Source organism: Acinetobacter wuhouensis, from assembly GCF_001696605.3.
In the GTDB taxonomy this organism is placed as follows: Bacteria; Pseudomonadota; Gammaproteobacteria; order Pseudomonadales; family Moraxellaceae; genus Acinetobacter; species Acinetobacter wuhouensis.
In genome coordinates, this window is record NZ_CP031716.1 from 2075282 (window position 1) to 2090747 (window position 15466).

Annotated in this window: 16 protein-coding genes and 1 pseudogene; 7 read left to right on the plus strand and 10 right to left on the minus strand. The window is 48.3% G+C overall.

Features of this window, described 5'->3' with window-relative positions:
• Nucleotides 1-238: 238 nt before the first annotated feature.
• The gene (locus BEN71_RS10565; RefSeq protein ID WP_068975135.1) at nt 239-976 is read right to left on the minus strand and encodes an SDR family oxidoreductase; all 738 of its coding nucleotides are present in this window, start codon (nt 974-976) and stop codon (nt 239-241) included.
• A 125-nt stretch (nt 977-1101) separates the two neighbouring features.
• On the opposite strand from BEN71_RS10565, the gene BEN71_RS10570 reads away from it, so the two are divergent.
• Nucleotides 1102-1995: a LysR family transcriptional regulator gene (locus BEN71_RS10570; protein ID WP_068975134.1), complete on the plus strand. Its 894-nt coding sequence runs from the start codon at nt 1102-1104 to the stop codon at nt 1993-1995.
• A 4-nt stretch (nt 1996-1999) separates the two neighbouring features.
• Here the strand turns inward: BEN71_RS10570 and BEN71_RS10575 are convergent, their stop codons facing one another.
• From BEN71_RS10575 to BEN71_RS10590, 4 genes are all read right to left on the minus strand, one after another.
• A complete protein-coding gene (locus BEN71_RS10575) occupies nt 2000-2860 on the minus strand; it encodes a DMT family transporter (RefSeq protein WP_068975133.1) in 861 nt (286 codons plus the stop codon).
• A 110-nt stretch (nt 2861-2970) separates the two neighbouring features.
• Nucleotides 2971-4008, minus strand: a complete 1038-nt coding sequence (fba, locus tag BEN71_RS10580) for a class II fructose-bisphosphate aldolase (protein WP_068975132.1) — start codon at nt 4006-4008, stop codon at nt 2971-2973.
• Nucleotides 4009-4137: 129 nt separating this feature from the next.
• Entirely contained in the window at nt 4138-4413 is a 276-nt protein-coding gene (locus BEN71_RS10585) for a hypothetical protein (RefSeq protein WP_068975131.1), read from the minus strand.
• A gap of 150 nt (nt 4414-4563) precedes the next feature.
• On the minus strand, nt 4564-5751 hold the full coding sequence (locus BEN71_RS10590) for a phosphoglycerate kinase (RefSeq protein WP_068975130.1): 1188 nt from the start codon (nt 5749-5751) through the stop codon (nt 4564-4566).
• 142 nt (nt 5752-5893) lie between these two features.
• On the opposite strand from BEN71_RS10590, the gene BEN71_RS10595 reads away from it, so the two are divergent.
• From BEN71_RS10595 to BEN71_RS10605, 3 genes are read left to right on the plus strand one after another with little or no spacing between them, the layout of a single operon-like run.
• Nucleotides 5894-6277: a DUF2237 family protein gene (locus tag BEN71_RS10595; RefSeq protein WP_068975129.1), complete on the plus strand. Its 384-nt coding sequence runs from the start codon at nt 5894-5896 to the stop codon at nt 6275-6277.
• A complete protein-coding gene (locus BEN71_RS10600; protein WP_068975128.1) occupies nt 6277-6885 on the plus strand; it encodes a Maf family protein in 609 nt (202 codons plus the stop codon). Before BEN71_RS10595 ends, BEN71_RS10600 begins: the two co-directional genes overlap by 1 nt.
• 50 nt (nt 6886-6935) lie before the next feature.
• Nucleotides 6936-7448 carry a hypothetical protein gene (locus BEN71_RS10605; RefSeq protein WP_068975127.1) on the plus strand — a complete coding sequence of 171 codons (513 nt, stop codon included), beginning with the start codon at nt 6936-6938 and terminating at the stop codon, nt 7446-7448.
• A gap of 289 nt (nt 7449-7737) precedes the next feature.
• Here BEN71_RS10605 and BEN71_RS10610 read toward each other — a convergent pair whose 3' ends face one another.
• A complete protein-coding gene (locus BEN71_RS10610) occupies nt 7738-8763 on the minus strand; it encodes an IS30-like element ISAba125 family transposase (RefSeq protein ID WP_001988464.1) in 1026 nt (341 codons plus the stop codon).
• A 292-nt stretch (nt 8764-9055) separates the two neighbouring features.
• Between BEN71_RS10610 and BEN71_RS10615 the strand changes: the two are divergent.
• Nucleotides 9056-9301, plus strand: a pseudogene (locus BEN71_RS10615) (acyltransferase); the annotation flags it as partial.
• Between the two features lie 249 nt (nt 9302-9550).
• Here the strand turns inward: BEN71_RS10615 and BEN71_RS10625 are convergent.
• The 3 genes from BEN71_RS10625 to groES all read right to left on the minus strand — a co-directional run bounded on the left by BEN71_RS10625 (nt 9551) and on the right by groES (nt 13255).
• Nucleotides 9551-11080, minus strand: a complete 1530-nt coding sequence (locus BEN71_RS10625) for an IS91 family transposase (protein ID WP_015056392.1) — start codon at nt 11078-11080, stop codon at nt 9551-9553.
• A gap of 188 nt (nt 11081-11268) precedes the next feature.
• Nucleotides 11269-12909, minus strand: coding sequence for a chaperonin GroEL (groL, locus tag BEN71_RS10630; RefSeq protein WP_004201176.1), 1641 nt, complete (start codon nt 12907-12909; stop codon nt 11269-11271).
• A gap of 55 nt (nt 12910-12964) precedes the next feature.
• Entirely contained in the window at nt 12965-13255 is a 291-nt protein-coding gene (gene groES, locus BEN71_RS10635) for a co-chaperone GroES (protein ID WP_004201172.1), read from the minus strand.
• A 193-nt stretch (nt 13256-13448) separates the two neighbouring features.
• On the opposite strand from groES, the gene cutA reads away from it, so the two are divergent.
• Together cutA and BEN71_RS19460 are read left to right on the plus strand one after the other, a co-directional pair.
• Nucleotides 13449-13778, plus strand: coding sequence for a divalent-cation tolerance protein CutA (gene cutA, locus BEN71_RS10640; protein ID WP_004201171.1), 330 nt, complete (start codon nt 13449-13451; stop codon nt 13776-13778).
• Between the two features lie 4 nt (nt 13779-13782).
• Nucleotides 13783-14814: a protein-disulfide reductase DsbD domain-containing protein gene (locus tag BEN71_RS19460; protein ID WP_004201169.1), complete on the plus strand. Its 1032-nt coding sequence runs from the start codon at nt 13783-13785 to the stop codon at nt 14812-14814.
• A gap of 10 nt (nt 14815-14824) precedes the next feature.
• On the opposite strand, the gene BEN71_RS10650 is transcribed toward BEN71_RS19460, so the two are convergent.
• The gene (locus BEN71_RS10650; RefSeq protein ID WP_004201168.1) at nt 14825-15463 is read right to left on the minus strand and encodes a phosphoribosylanthranilate isomerase; all 639 of its coding nucleotides are present in this window, start codon (nt 15461-15463) and stop codon (nt 14825-14827) included.
• Between the last annotated feature and the right edge of the window lie 3 nt (nt 15464-15466).

Genomic DNA, 15466 nt, shown 5'->3' on the forward strand with positions numbered 1-15466 from the left:
TAAGACTTTATATCAAATTATTTCAAACCAACCATTATAACCTAATACAATTATTTTAAATCTACGATATTAAAACTTAAATAACATCCGAGTTTAAGAGTTTTTAATACGTAAGATGATTTTAAAGTGAAAATTTAAATCATATTACAAGCTTATTCAAAACTCTTTCACTCAATGATCCATACTAAATTTAAAAAATGAATTATTGCAATTTCACTATTTAACTAGAATAAAAGTATTATGCAAAACCACCATTCACACGAATTACCTGAGAATTAATCCAACTACCATCTTCTCCTATTAGCATACCAACCACATTGGCAATTTCATTCACCGTTGCGATTCGTTGAAGAGGCGCTAAATTAGCAATTGCATCAATTTGCTCTTGAGTTTTTCCTTTATAGAAAAGTTCCGTACCTGTTGGTCCTGGTGCAACAGCATTCACAGTAATATTACGTCCACGTAGTTCATTTGCAAGCACATGTACCAATCCTTCCACACCTGCTTTAGATGCAATATATGGACCATAACCTGGAAATGATTTTGCAATTACACTGGTTGATAATGCAATGATTCGCCCACCATCATGTACTGTTTGAGCAGCATGAGATAATACTAAAAATGCACCACGTAAATTAACCTGAATCACTCGATCAAAATCATTTAGGCTTTCTGGAACTATTTTTACCATAGGCATAACACCTGCACTATGTACGACAACATCAAGTTGTCCATTAATTGCCTGCGCTTGTTCAAATAATTGTTGGACTTCAATTTCATTTGCAACATTGGCTTTTATCGCCGTAGCCTTCCCACCTAATTTTTGAATATATTGTAAAAAGCTTTCAGCTTCATTTTGATCATTTGCATAATTAACAATGACAAAAAAATCATCCTTCACCAATCGCTCTACAATTGCTCGTCCTATACCTTTAGTACCACCAGTAACCAAAGCTGTTTTAATTGTGTGATTCATTTAAACCTCGAATTAAATTAATTTGTGTATCAATTTTGCTTATGTACAGTTTAATATTTCCATTGTATGGATAAAGACTATTTTTTTGATAAGATAATTCTATAATCATCAACAATCACATTAAAATGGATAAGTTAGTAACTTTAAATTTATTTACTCGAATTGTTGAATTAAAAAGTTTCAGTCTTGCCGCTGATCAACTTGCAATTCCACGTGCCACCGCCAGCCATGCGATTAAGCAATTAGAGTCAAGTTTAAATACCCGTTTATTGGAACGTACAACTCGCCATGTTCGCACAACTTTAGATGGGCAAGCCTATTATCGACGCTGTAAAAGTATTCTTTCAGAATTGGAAGATGCAGATTCCGCATTACGAGATATCCACGCAAAACCTAAAGGTATTTTACGCGTGGATTTACACGGTACGCATGCAACAAAAATTGTATTGCCACGTATCGCAGATTTTCATCAAAATTACCCAGATATTCAATTGATCATGAGTAGTGGAGATCGTTTGGTCGATTTGGTAAAAGAAGGTATTGATTGCGTTATTCGAGCAGGTACCTTACAGGATTCATCGTTGATCGCAAGATCATTGATGAAAATGCCTCAAGTGATTTGTGCAAGCCCTGCTTACTTAGCACAATATGGTTATCCACAAACACCTAATGACTTGAAACTTCATCATTGTGTTGGTTTTTTTTCATCATCTAGACAACATTCATATCCATTCGAACTTATTGTTGATGGCAATACCGTACAATATCAACTTCAACACTGGCTCAGTGTGAATGACGCAGAAAACTATGTCATTTCAGCTTTACAAGGTACAGGGCTAATTCAAGTGCCGCGTTATCATGTAGAAGATGCGATTCAAAATAATCTTTTGGTCGAACTACTAAAAGATTGGCAAAGCCCATATATGAATGTGGCTGCCTTGTATCCACAGCATAAGCAGCTTTCACCTAGAGTTCGTGTATTTATTGATTGGCTCGTGACATTGTATCAACAGTTATAAATTTTTAGATTGCCAACCCTAAACATACCACCCCACCTAAGCCCAAAACTAGCCCCAATGCTGTAATCACTTTGAGTTTTTCTTTGAAAATGATTAAGCCTGCAATCACACCAAATAACACGACCAGAATATTCATCCCCGCAAAAACAATTGCTGGTGAATCTTTAAGTAAAATATGCGCTTTCACATATAAGGCAATATTTGCAAAATTTAAAAGCCCTAAAACAAAGCCTGCAAAGATATTTTTAATATTCCAATCCGCTTTACGAAACAATAAATAAGCGATAGAAAGAATAAAGGAACAGAAAAACATGAGGGTCAAAGTCACAGGAAATTGCAATCCTAGACTCGTCGTATATTTCAACAAAATATCGACAACAGCATAACCTATCCAAACACTGAGTAAATACATCACACCTTTTCGATCTAAAGATGAGTTTGAATCTTGTGAAGAATTAGTTTGAGAAAAAATAATACAAAGTACAGCAATAATTCCTAAGCCGATGCCTAACATTTTCAATTGATTAAATTGTTCTTGAAATAAAAAATAAGCCGCCAATAGTGATAAAACCACAGATAAACGCTGTGCAATTTCAGTTTTAACAATCCCTGCTGTATGTAATGATTTAGCAAGACATAAAAAGATACTCGGTAACACCATTCCTAATACAATGATCAACCACCACGGTGTTTGAGATACTGAAATATGGGCTAAATCAGGCTTAAACCATAAGTAACTGAATATACTGGCAATGGCATAATTCCATGCAATCATTTGCAGTGCATCAAAGCCTTTCTGTTTGGCAAATTTCAACAGGATAGAGACCAGTACACTACACAGTGCTGCTGAAAAAATCAGTTCCATGACGATCTTCTTATTTCAATTTAGTATTTCAAAAAGTTTAATAAAAAGCCCACTAAAACTTAGTGGGCTTTCTTTTACAAATCATTCAATTTATAAATAATTAAATCAAATTATTTATAACGATCCACCATTTTCTCTAAAGAAATTGGACGAATCTTGTCGGCATTACCCGCTGTACCAAATGCTGTATAACGATCTACACAGATTTGTTTCATTGCATCTACAGTTTTCGCGAAGAATTTACGTGGGTCAAATTCGCTTGGTTGTTCAGCCATCATACGGCGCATTGCACCTGTAGACGCTAAACGTAGATCTGTATCGATGTTGATTTTACGTACACCGTGTTTGATTGCTTCAACCAATTGCTCAACAGGAACACCATACGTTTCTTTGATGTCACCGCCATATTGGTTAATGATCGCAAGCCATTCTTGTGGAACTGAGCTTGAACCATGCATTACAAGGTGTGTATTTGGAAGTGCCGCGTGGATTTCTTTAATGCGGTCAATTGCCAAAATATCACCTGTAGGTGGACGAGTGAATTTGTACGCACCGTGTGAAGTACCTACAGCAATTGCAAGTGCATCAACATTGGTATCTTTTACAAATTGAGTTGCTTCTTCAACTGAAGTAAGTAGTTGAGAATGATCAAGAACGCCTTCAGCGCCTACGCCATCTTCCTCACCTGCCATACCTGTTTCAAGGCTACCCAAACAACCGATTTCGCCTTCAACAGACACACCACACGCATGCGCCATTTGAACCGTACGACGAGTTACGTCTACGTTATATTCATAAGTTGTTGGTGTTTTACCGTCTGCACCTAATGAACCGTCCATCATCACTGATGAAAAGCCCAATTGGATAGAACGCTGACATACATCTGGATCTGTACCATGATCTTGGTGCATTACCACTGGAATATGTGGCCATTCTTCAATTGCAGCTAGAATTAAATGACGTAAAAAAGGAGCGCCTGCATATTTACGTGCGCCCGCAGAAGCTTGCACAATTACAGGTGAATTTGTTTCGTCAGCGGCTAACATGATTGCGCGCATTTGTTCTAAGTTGTTTACGTTAAACGCTGGAACGCCGTAGTTATGTTCACCGGCATGATCCAAGAGTTGGCGCAATGAAATAAGAGCCATAATATCCTCCCAAGTAATGCCCCATATTCTACATGGGGAATTATTTCAAATCAGCAACAATCTTGACTATTTCATAAAAAATCCCTGCTTTAGCAGGGACTTTTAACAAATATCAACAAAGCACTTAGATTATTGTGCTTTTGGCGCTTCTTCTTCATGAGGAGTCGCTGCATCTGCTGGTGCATTTGAAAGTTCAGCAGGAACATCCGTATTTTTTTCATCAAGTACAGGCTTGTCGATTGCATCGATCGCTGCTTGTTGTTCTGGAGTTATATTTTCAGACGCTGTAGAAGTTGCTTCTGAAGCAGATGTTTGTTCTGACGCAGGTACTTTTTCTTGTTTAGAACATGCAGTCAGTGCTAAAGGAGCAATCATAAGTGCTACAAGAGCAAATTTAAATTTCATCACATTTCCCAGTGTTAGTGATTGGATTAAATTTAGTTTATTGCAAAAATATTTCATTTTTATTACTTGAAGATGAATAGCAAAAACAAAAGGGCTGACACAGCGTCAGCCCTTTCATTAAAACGTCATAAATGTGTTTTAAATAAGTGATTATGCACGTTCAAGCAATACAGCAACTGCAGGAAGTGTTTTACCTTCTACAAATTCAAGGAATGCACCGCCACCTGTAGAGATATAACCGATTTTGTCAGCAACTTCATATTTATCAATCGCAGCTAAAGTATCACCACCACCTGCGATCGAGAAACCTGCTGATTCAGCAATTGCCAATGACAATGCTTTAGTGCCTTCGCCGAATTGATCCACTTCAAACACACCTACTGGACCATTCCAAAGGATTGTTTTTGAAGTTTTTAGAATCTCAGCAAATGCTTTTGCTGTTTCAGGACCCACATCTAAAATCATGTCGTTATCAGCAACATCTGCAACATTTTTCACAATTGCTTTCGCAGCAGCAAGTGAACCTAAGAAATCATCAAAGTTGATTTCTGAAGCATCAGCAACAACAACGTCAGTTGGAAGTGGAACTGAAACTTTCGCTGCAATTGCTTTTGCAGTATCAATCAAATCATGTTCACACAATGATTTACCTACATTGAAACCAGCCGCAGCAAGGAATGTATTGGCAATACCGCCACCCACAATCAATTGATCGCAAATATCAGAAAGTGAAGTTAAAACATCAAGCTTAGTTGATACTTTTGAACCAGCAACGATTGCAACCATTGGCTTTTCAGGTGTTTGAAGCGCACGACCTAAAGCATCCAATTCAGCTGCAAGTAAAGGACCTGCTGCTGCAACTTTGGCTAAACGTGCAACACCTTCAGTAGACGCTTCTGCACGGTGTGCAGTACCGAAAGCATCCATTACAAATACATCGCAAAGTGCTGCATATTTCGCTGCTAATTCAGGGTTATTTTTCTTTTCGCCTGCATTGAAACGACAATTTTCAAGCAATACAACTTGACCCGCTGCAACTTCAACGCCATCCAAGTAATCTGTAAATAGTTTTACTTCTTGCCCTAAAGCTTCAGTTAAATAAGCCGCTACAGGTGCAAGAGATTGTTCAGCTTTTGGTTCACCTTCAACTGGACGACCTAAGTGTGAATACACCATTACCGCAGCACCTTTTTCAAGTGCCAATTTGATTGTCGGTAAAGCCGCACGTAAACGTGCATCGCTTGTAATCACACCATTTTTAACAGGTACGTTTAAATCTTCACGGATAAGAACACGCTTGCCTGTTAAATCGAGGTCAGTCATACGCTGAAAATTCATGTATAGCTCTCTTTTATTAGATATTGAAAATCGCGTAGATTCTAAATGATTACACAAAAAAAGGTTAGATACTTTCGTAGAAAAGCTGTAGAAAAGTTCTGTTTTGATTATTATAGGTCAAACTTTTTAATTTTAAATGCTTATGTCTATCCATCCCAATCCTAAAATCAATGGTTTAAATGTCTTAGGTGAGCCTTTGGCAAGTTGTTGCTTCTCACCTATTACGGGTTATTTTCGTAACGGATTTTGTCATACAGCACCTTCTGACATCGGACAACATACGGTTTGTGTCGAATTAACTTCTGAATTTTTGAGTTTTTCCCAAAGAATGGGTAATGATTTAATTACACCCTTACCAGAACATGGCTTTCCAGGCTTACAACCAGGCGACTTTTGGTGTCTATGCGTGACCCGTTGGGTTGAAGCTTATCAGCATGATATGGCGCCACGTGTAAAATTACAGGCGTGTCATCAAGCAGTTCTGTCTTACGTTCCTTTAGATTTGTTAATGGAATATGCTGTTTAATGACTCATTCTGAAAATAAAAATGCTGAGATCATTTTGGCTTCATCAAGCCAAACTCGTAAAGATTTAATGAATCGTCTAGGTTTAACTTATCACTGTATTTCACCTGATATTGATGAAACTCCGCATGGTGAAACTCATGCCGATGATTTGGCAAAGCGTTTGGCTTTTGAGAAAGCGCAAGTCATAGCAAAAGACTATCCCAATGCCATTGTGATTGGTTCAGATCAAGTGGCTTGGCGTGAACATTCTCCGCAGGATTTTATTGGCAAACCTTTAACTGTAGAAAAAGCAATTCGACAGTTGCAAGCCAATTCAGGTCAGAATGTTTATTTTAGTACCGCACTCAGTGTGCAACATCTAGCTTCTGGTTTTGAACACACCTTGGTTGAGCATTATCATGTGAAATTTCGAGAATTAACACTGGATGAAATTCAGCGTTATATTGAAATGGATCAACCATTACATTGCGCAGGTAGTTTTAAATGTGAAAGTTTGGGAATTTCATTATTTGAACAAATGATTGGTCAGGATCAAACTACACTGATGGGTATGCCCATGATTCAGTTGTGTGGGGTTTTAAGAAAATTGGGGATCATGCTCCCTTGAATATTCATAATTTCTTTCTTATAGTAGATAAAAATACTTAAATATATTCTATGAAAAAAATACTTTTGGTTTTAAACATATTTATTTTATGTAATTCTATTTTTTTAAACACAAGTTTCGCTAAAAATGATTTTTTAGTTCAAGAAAAAAATAAGTTAGAAACTAAAAATCTACTGGATGATTGGGTTGATTTCAAATTAAACTACTATCAAACCAATAAAGAAATTGAGCTTAAAACTCATGATTCTGAAAGCGACATAGTAAATATGAGTGATAATGAATATGCTGAAAATTTAAGAAAAAGTTTAATATTAGCATTCCAAATTAAAAAAGCACATTTAGAATCTTTAAAGCCAAAGACTATTGAAATGAAAAATCTTATTCGGCATCTATTACAAGAAGATCAAATTACAACTGAATTAATGTTCGATAGAAAATATGACAATAAAGTAAATGAAAAAGAACAAAAACAGGAACTATTAGAAAAGATGAATGAGCAGAATAAAAAGATGTCCGATGAAATAGAGCAGAGAGCTTTAGAGTATTTAAAAGACTTAAGATAATAAAATATCAAGATAATTGGATAAAAATCATATGCAACAATATCATTTTAATTCTATAGTTATAATTGTTTTTTCAATCGTATTCTTTATGTCAATTCCAATTCTTTTAAAGGATAATCACAGAACAAAACTAGATATAAAGAGTTATTCCAAAACTATCTTTAGAGACATTCCCCTGCTTTTTGACACCCAATTAGAAAAGAAAAACCATGAATTAACATATATTAAAGTTAAGAAAACTGATATGAGTTTGGAACAATATAAATTAGTCGAACAACGTTTGGCGAATTCAAACATGAGGTGCGACAGTTTCAAAAGCCATATGATAATCAACAAGCTGAGCAAATTTCTCTAATGGTGTAAGCCAATCTAACGCCTTTCTAGGACGAGTATTCAGTGACATGGCAACTTGATTTAAATAATGCTGATCTGCCTGATTTAAATCAATCCCTTTAGGTAAATATTGCCTAATTAAACCATTCATATTTTCGCATGTGCCTTTTTGCCAGGGTGAATGTGGGTCACAGAAATATACATCTATGCCTAAATCTTCTTCGAGTATTTTATGTTCTGACATCTCACGTCCACGGTCATAGGTCAACGTTTTACGCAGTTCTGCAGGTAAATATTTCAGAGCTTCAGTTAAAGCCTTGCGCACTGATTCTGCCTTTGCATCAGGTAATGTTGCCAAGATACAGAGCCGTGTATTTCGTTCAATAAGTGTTGCTATCGAACTTTTATTGTCTTTACCTTTAATTAAATCAGCTTCCCAATGACCCGGTATTTTTCTTTCTTGAACTTCGGCTGGGCGCTCATGAATAGTTTTAATATCCTGTAATATAGAATCTTTTTTAGGTTCACCGTTAGCTTTTCGCTTTTTATTTTCATGACGTAGACAGGATAATAAGTCTTTTTTCAACTCACCCTTGGGTAATGCTCGTATCGTTGAATAAATCGTTGTATGGCTTACATTCATTGTTTGATCCAAATCAGGAAATGTCTTTAAACGCTTTGCTATTTGCTGAGGAGACCATAAACAACGGATCGCTTCAACAATAAATTTCCAGAGGATTGAATCGATTTTGAGTTTTCTGTGACCACGTCTACGTCTAGCAAAAGTGTTATCAGAAGCATATTGAGCTTGATAAACGTCATTGATGCTATTTCTTTTAAGCTCACGATAGATCGTACTAGGATGTCTTTTAATGAGTTCAGCAAATTTTCTGGCTGAAAAGCCTTCTTTTCTTGACTCAAGCATTAATGCAGTACGATCTTCAAAGTTAAGATGATGGTATGACAATTTTATATACTCCATAAACCCTTTAAATTAATTAGGTGGTTTATGTCGCACTTCAAGTTTTACTCTGCCCTCCATTGTTTTCAATTTATCGGATTTCTAAAAACATGAGATATATGTTTCAATAAAAGTTTTTAAGAACTTTATACACCAAATACCAATGCTTCACTTATGATAAAGTGGATTAAAATTGCAGAAAATGGGTAAATCCATAAAAAATGTCAACATCTTCAAATATACAATTGTATTTCAATTTCCGTTGTTTATAGTTGGAACATTTTTTTAAATCTCTACACTCAAGGTTAGATTTATGTCTACTGCTCATAAAAAAGCATCCTTATTGCAAAAAGTCAGTAAAGGACTCACAGTTGGTTCAGTCATTACAGGAAGCACGTTTTTACATGGTCCCCCTGTTTTGGCACTCGGTTTTACCAAGCTGTTTAAAAAATCAAAAAAAGTAGACGAAACCAATATTCAATTGGCCAATAGCTGGATTGGTGTAAACAACCACCTGATTGAAAAGGTGCTGCCAAACCTAAAGTGGGATATGGGTATAGGAAGTTCAACCGCCCTTTTTGGCGAGTCTGGCGGGTAGGAAGCGGCCGCGCAAGCGCCGCTTTGGGCACAGATCGGGCACAGATCGGGGGTTCATGCGTGGGTTTTCGACATCGCGGGGCCACGCAGCGGCTCAGTGCGTAGCCATTTCTCACCGAATCCCGGCACAGGGCCGAGCGCAGCCCTGCGGGGTCGTGGCCGCATCGGATCGGACTCTGGCTTGGCTGCCGGCTGTGTGGCCGGCGCCTCATCACGCGGCGGGCGGCGGGGCGCGCGCTGCGGGCCGGTAGTGCGCTTGCTCCAGCGCGCCGTGTTTCTCGAAGTGGGCGAGGATGGCGCGAATGGCCTTGGGGTCTTCGATGCTGGCGACGATCCGCACCGCGCCGCCGCAGTGGGCGCAGGTGGTGATGTCGATGGAAAAGACCCGCTTGAGCCGTTGCGCCCAGCTCATCGCACGGCGCTTCTGCTCGGGGCTGCGCGGCTCGTCGTGGGCGCTGACGTCCACTGGCGCCGCATCGCCCGCAGGCCGCCTGCCGCGCCCCGAGGGCGTCAGCTGCGCGCGCAGGTTTGCATTCGGGGCGAATACGCCGTGGAAGCGGGTGAGATGCGCGCGTGGCGGCGGGACCAGTGCCGCCAGCTTGGCGATGAAGTCCACCGCATCCCATTCGACATGCGTGGTGCCATTGCGCCACGGCGTCTTGAGCTGGTAACGCACCCTGCCCTGTGGCGAGATCGATAGCCGCTGCTCGCTGATCGCCGGGCGCGTGATGTAGCGGCACAGCTTTTCGAGCTTGTGGCTTTCGTGTGCTTCCGCGGCCACGCCGGCATGCAGCGAGAAGCCGCCGACCTTGCCGGCGTCGCCCTCCAGCGGACCGGCGTCGCCAGGCAGCGTTTGCAGCGTGACGACCTTGCGGCCAGCGTCGCGACCGGTGGCGATGCGGTAGGTCATCGAACTCATCCGCAGCCCATCCATGCCGTCGTCGCTACCCGCGCTGTCGGACAGGAACACGGATTCGTCTTCGCCTTCGAGCCAGCCGCGGCGCGACAGGTGCCGGCACACGCGATGCGCGATGGTGTTGGCCAGTTCCGTCAGTTGCGCCGATGTGGGCGCACGGGTGCGGTGCAGGCGCGGCTTGCGCTGCGGACGCTCGGTGGTGTCCTCGTACACGCCGTCGAGCCACAGCATGTGGAAGTGGATGTTGAGATTCAGCGCGCTGCCGAAGCGCTGGATCAGGGTCACCACGCCGCATTGCGCCGTATCCCGCGGCACGCCGGCCTGATCGGCAAGCCAACCGGCGATCACACGATGCACGATGCCCAGCACCGGGCCGATCGCCTCAGGCTTGCTGGCGAACAGGAAGCGCAACGGGTACGGGAAACTCAGCACCCATTGCCGCACCGGCCGCGGGCCGAACACCTCGTCCACCAGATGCCGCGCCGACTCGGCCATGCGCCGTGCGCCGCAGCTCGGGCACAGCCCGCGCTTCTTGCAGGAATACGCCACCAGCCTCTCGGCACGACAGTGCTCGCAGACCACGCGCAGGAAGCCGTGCTCGAGCACGCCGCAGCGCAGGTAGGTCTCGAACTCCTCGCGCACATACTCGGGCAGCGGGCGGTCTTCGGCCTCAAGACGCGCGATGAAGTCCGGGTAGTGCGCCTGCACTAGCGCGTACAGCAGCGTGCGCTCGGGCAGGTGGCGCGCGTAACGCGCAGCGGCGTGGGCGGCCGGCAGTGGCGCGCACACCTCGGCCTGCCGCCGGGGTGCGGTCAGGCGCGGCACGCAGCGCTCCGTTGCAGGGACGGCTGCTCAGGGTTGCGCCCGCGAGCACGCGTTCATATCGGCGTTTTCTGATCTTCGCGTCAGACATTGCCGCGGGGCGGGTAGGAAGTCTCCCGCCTCGGACGCCAGAACGCACAAAGCCCGGCACGAGGCCGGGCTTTGTGGTCTTGCTTGATGGATCGCGGGGCTTAGAAATCCATGCCGCCCATGCCGCCCATGCCGCCGCCGGCCGGCATCGCCGGCTCGTCCTTCTTCGGGGCCTCGGCCACCATCGCTTCGGTGGTGATCATCAGGCCCGCGATCGACGCGGCGTTCTGCAGCGCGGTGCGGGTGACCTTGGTCGGGTCCAGGATGCCGAACTCGATCATGTCGCCGAACTCGCCGTTGGCGGCGTTGTAGCCGAACGCACCCGAACCTTCGACCACGCGGTTGAGGATGACCGACGGCTCATCGCCGGCATTGGTCACGATCTCGCGCAGCGGGGCTTCCATCGCGCGCAGGGCGATCTGGATGCCGTGGTTCTGGTCTTCGTTCACGCCCTTGATGCCGGCGATCGCCGCCTTGGCACGGATCAGGGCGACGCCGCCGCCCGGGACGATGCCTTCCTCGACGGCCGCACGGGTCGCGTGCAGGGCGTCTTCGACGCGCGCCTTCTTTTCCTTCATCTCGACTTCGGTGGCGGCACCGACCTTGATCACCGCAACGCCGCCGGCCAGCTTGGCCACGCGCTCCTGCAGCTTCTCGCGGTCGTAGTCGGAGGAGGTCTCCTCGATCTGCGCCTTGATCTGCTTGATGCGCGCCTCGATGCCCGCGCCTTCGCCGGCGCCATCGATGATGGTGGTGTTTTCCTTCGACACCTGGATCTTCTTGGCGCGGCCGAGGTCCTTGATGGTGGCCTTCTCCAGCGACAGGCCGACTTCCTCGGAAATCACCACGCCGCCGGTCAGGATCGCCATGTCTTCCAGCATCGCCTTGCGACGGTCGCCGAAGCCCGGGGCCTTCACCGCGCAGACCTTGACGATGCCGCGGATGGTGTTGACCACCAGGGTCGCCAGCGCTTCGCCTTCGACTTCCTCCGCCACGATCAGCAGCGGCTTGCCGGCCTTGGCCACGCCCTCGAGGACGGGCAGCAGGTCGCGCACGTTGGAGATCTTCTTGTCGTACAGCAGGATGAAGGGATCATCCAGGTCGGCCGACATCGACTGCTGGTTGTTGACGAAGTACGGGCTCAGGTAGCCGCGGTCGAACTGCATGCCCTCGACCACGTCGAGTTCGTTGTCCAGGCCGCTGCCTTCCTCGACCGTGATCACGCCTTCCTTGCCGACCTTGTCCATCGCCTGCGCGATCAGGTCGCCGATGTTGGCATCCGAGTTCGCGGAGATCGCGCCGACCTGGGCGATTTCCTTGCTGGTCGACGACGGCTTGGACAGCGACTTCAGTTCGCCGACCGCGGCCTTCACCGCCTGGTCGATGCCGCGCTTCAGGTCCATCGGGTTCATGCCGGCGGCGACCGCCTTCATGCCCTCGCGGATGAACGCCTGCGCCAGCACGGTGGCGGTGGTGGTGCCGTCGCCGGCGTTGTCGGAGGTCTTGGAAGCGACTTCCTTCACCATCTGCGCGCCCATGTTCTCGAACGCGTCAGCCAGTTCGATTTCCTTGGCGACGGAGACGCCGTCCTTGGTGATGGTCGGCGCGCCGTAGCTCTTCTGCAGCACGACGTTGCGGCCCTTCGGGCCGAGGGTCGCCTTCACGGCGTTGGCGAGCACGTTGACGCCGCGCACCATCTTGGAGCGCGCGTCTTCGCCGAAACGAATGTCCTTGGCAGCCATTGCGAATTACCTCGAAAAATTATTCGGATGAGAAATGTGTGGGAGCGACGCGCGATCAGCCGAGGATCGCGAACAGGTCGTCTTCCTTCACCACCAGCAGCTCGACGCCGTCCAGCTTCACTTCGGTGCCGCTGTACTTGCCGAACAGCACCTTGTCGCCGACCTTGACCTGCGGCGCGCGGACCTGGCCGTTGTCCAGCACCTTGCCGGTGCCGACGGCGACGACTTCGCCCTTGATCGGCTTCTCGGTGGCCGAATCCGGGATCACGATCCCGCCGGCGGACAGCTTCTCTTCTTCCATGCGCTTGATGACCACGCGGTCGTGCAGCGGCTTGATATTGGACATGGCAACCTCGGTAAATGGTTGATTGACGTGGAAAAACCCGGCGATTTTAGCAGTCGCGCGAAGCGAGTGCCAAACCGCGGACAACAGAACCGGGCGAACCCGGCATGCCACCGAGATGGGGCGGGCCCGCCGACTTTCAAGGGCCGCACGCGGATGTCCGCCAGGCCCGCCGGATCGGGGCAGCCGCTACCCTATGCCGGTGAGCGCCCTGATCTGCTTCTGCACCTGTCCCGACGCCGACAGCGCCGAGCGCATCGCCACCGCGCTGGTGGCCGAGCGCCTGGCCGCCTGCGTCAACCTCCTGCCCGGCCTGCGTTCGGTCTATCGCTGGCAACGCAAGGTCGAGGCCGCGGCCGAGGTCCTGCTGCTGGTCAAGACCAGTGCCGAGGCCTACCCCGCCCTGCAGGAACGCCTGCGCCAACTGCATCCCTACGAACTCCCGGAGCTGCTCGCGGTCGAAGCCGCGTCCGGCCTGCCCGAATACCTGCAATGGCTGGCCGCCGAGAGCCGACCGGTAAACTGAGCCAATGACCGCATCCACGATCCGCCTGCGCCGCTGGCTGGCCGGGCTCGCCCTGCTGCTTGCGCTGCCCGCGACCTCGGCCGTCGCCCAGGACTTCGAACTGCCGCCGGTCGACGAGGTCTTCGTCCTGTCCGCGCAGGCCACCGCGCCGGACCGCATCGAGGTGCGCTGGCGGATCGCCGACGGCTATTACCTGTACCGGCACCGCACCTCGGTCAAGGCCGATGCCGCCTTCACCGGCGCGACCATGGCGCTGCCGAAGGGCAAGGCCTACCGCGACGAATTCTTCGGCGACGTCGAAACCTACCGCAAGGAATTGCTCGGCACCCTCACCGGCACGCCCGCGGCCGGCGCGAGCGCGACCACCCTGACCGTGAAGTACCAGGGCTGCGCCGATGCCGGCGTGTGCTACCCGCCGCAGACCCGCACCCTGAAGGTCGCGTTGCCGGGCGAAGCGGGCGCTGGCGGCTTCGGCTGTAAGGCGCGCGGGCTGCATGATTATGTCGTCAAGAACGGCTCTGCCGATCATCCCAACGCCGAGGTGAAATTCGCACTGGGTGATGTGGTCAACACCATGATCGGCTGCACTAATGGTGAAACGATCATGCTGTGCCACGACACCTCGCTGCCGCGCCCCTATTCTCTCGGCTTTCGGGTGCAAGGCACCGAGGGGCTGTGGATGGACGTCAACAAGTCGATCTATCTGGAGGGCAAGAGCCCACAGCCGCACCGCTGGGAGCCTGCCGAGGGCTGGTTTGCGAAATACGATCACCCGCTATGGAAACGCTACGCCGATCTGGCGGCAGGGGCCGGGCATGGCGGGATGGACTGGTTCGTGATCCACGCTTTTGTCGAGGCGCTGAAGGCCAAGGCCCCGATGCCAATCGACATTTACGACGCGCTGGCCTGGAGCGCGATCACGCCTCTGTCGGAACAATCGATTGCTGAGGGCAATCGCACGTTAGATTTTCCCGACTTCACCCGAGGGCAGTGGCGCACCCGCAAGCCGATCTTTGCGCTGAACGACGCCTATTGATCGACGCGATTTAGGCCAAGCGCACCGCAAAGGCGAAATTGGTAATCTTGTCGGTATCCTTGACGCCCGGCGCGCTTTCGACGCCGCTGGAGGTATCGACCAGCGGCGCTCCGGTGCGCGCAATCGCCTCGGCAACATTCGTCGGATTTAGCCCGCCTGCCAGCCCCCACGGCAAGGCACCGCGATATCCGGCCAGCAGCGACCAGTCGAACGCCAACCCCATGCCGCCGGGCAGCGCGCCTTTGGGGGTCTTGGCGTCGAACAAGATCAAGTCCGCCGCCCCGGCATAGGCTGCGGCGCGTGCGACATCGCTGGCGCTGGCGACGGGCAGCGCCTTCCACACCGGCTTGCCAAACCGCGCGCGCAACTGGGCCACGCGTTCGGGCGATTCCGAACCGTGCAGCTGCAGCGCGTTCAGCTTGGCTGCCACCAGTGCGTCGGCGATGACAGCATCATCCGCATCGACGAACAAACCGACCATGGCGATCTGGCCAGCTGCGCGCGATGTCAAAGCGCCCGCGACATTCGACGTAACCGCACGGGGCGACGCTGGATAGAACACCAACCCGGCATAGTCCGCCCGCGCCGCGATGGTCGCATCGAGCGCCTCGGGTGTGCTGATCCCGCAAATCTTGATTTTCGCGGGCATGCG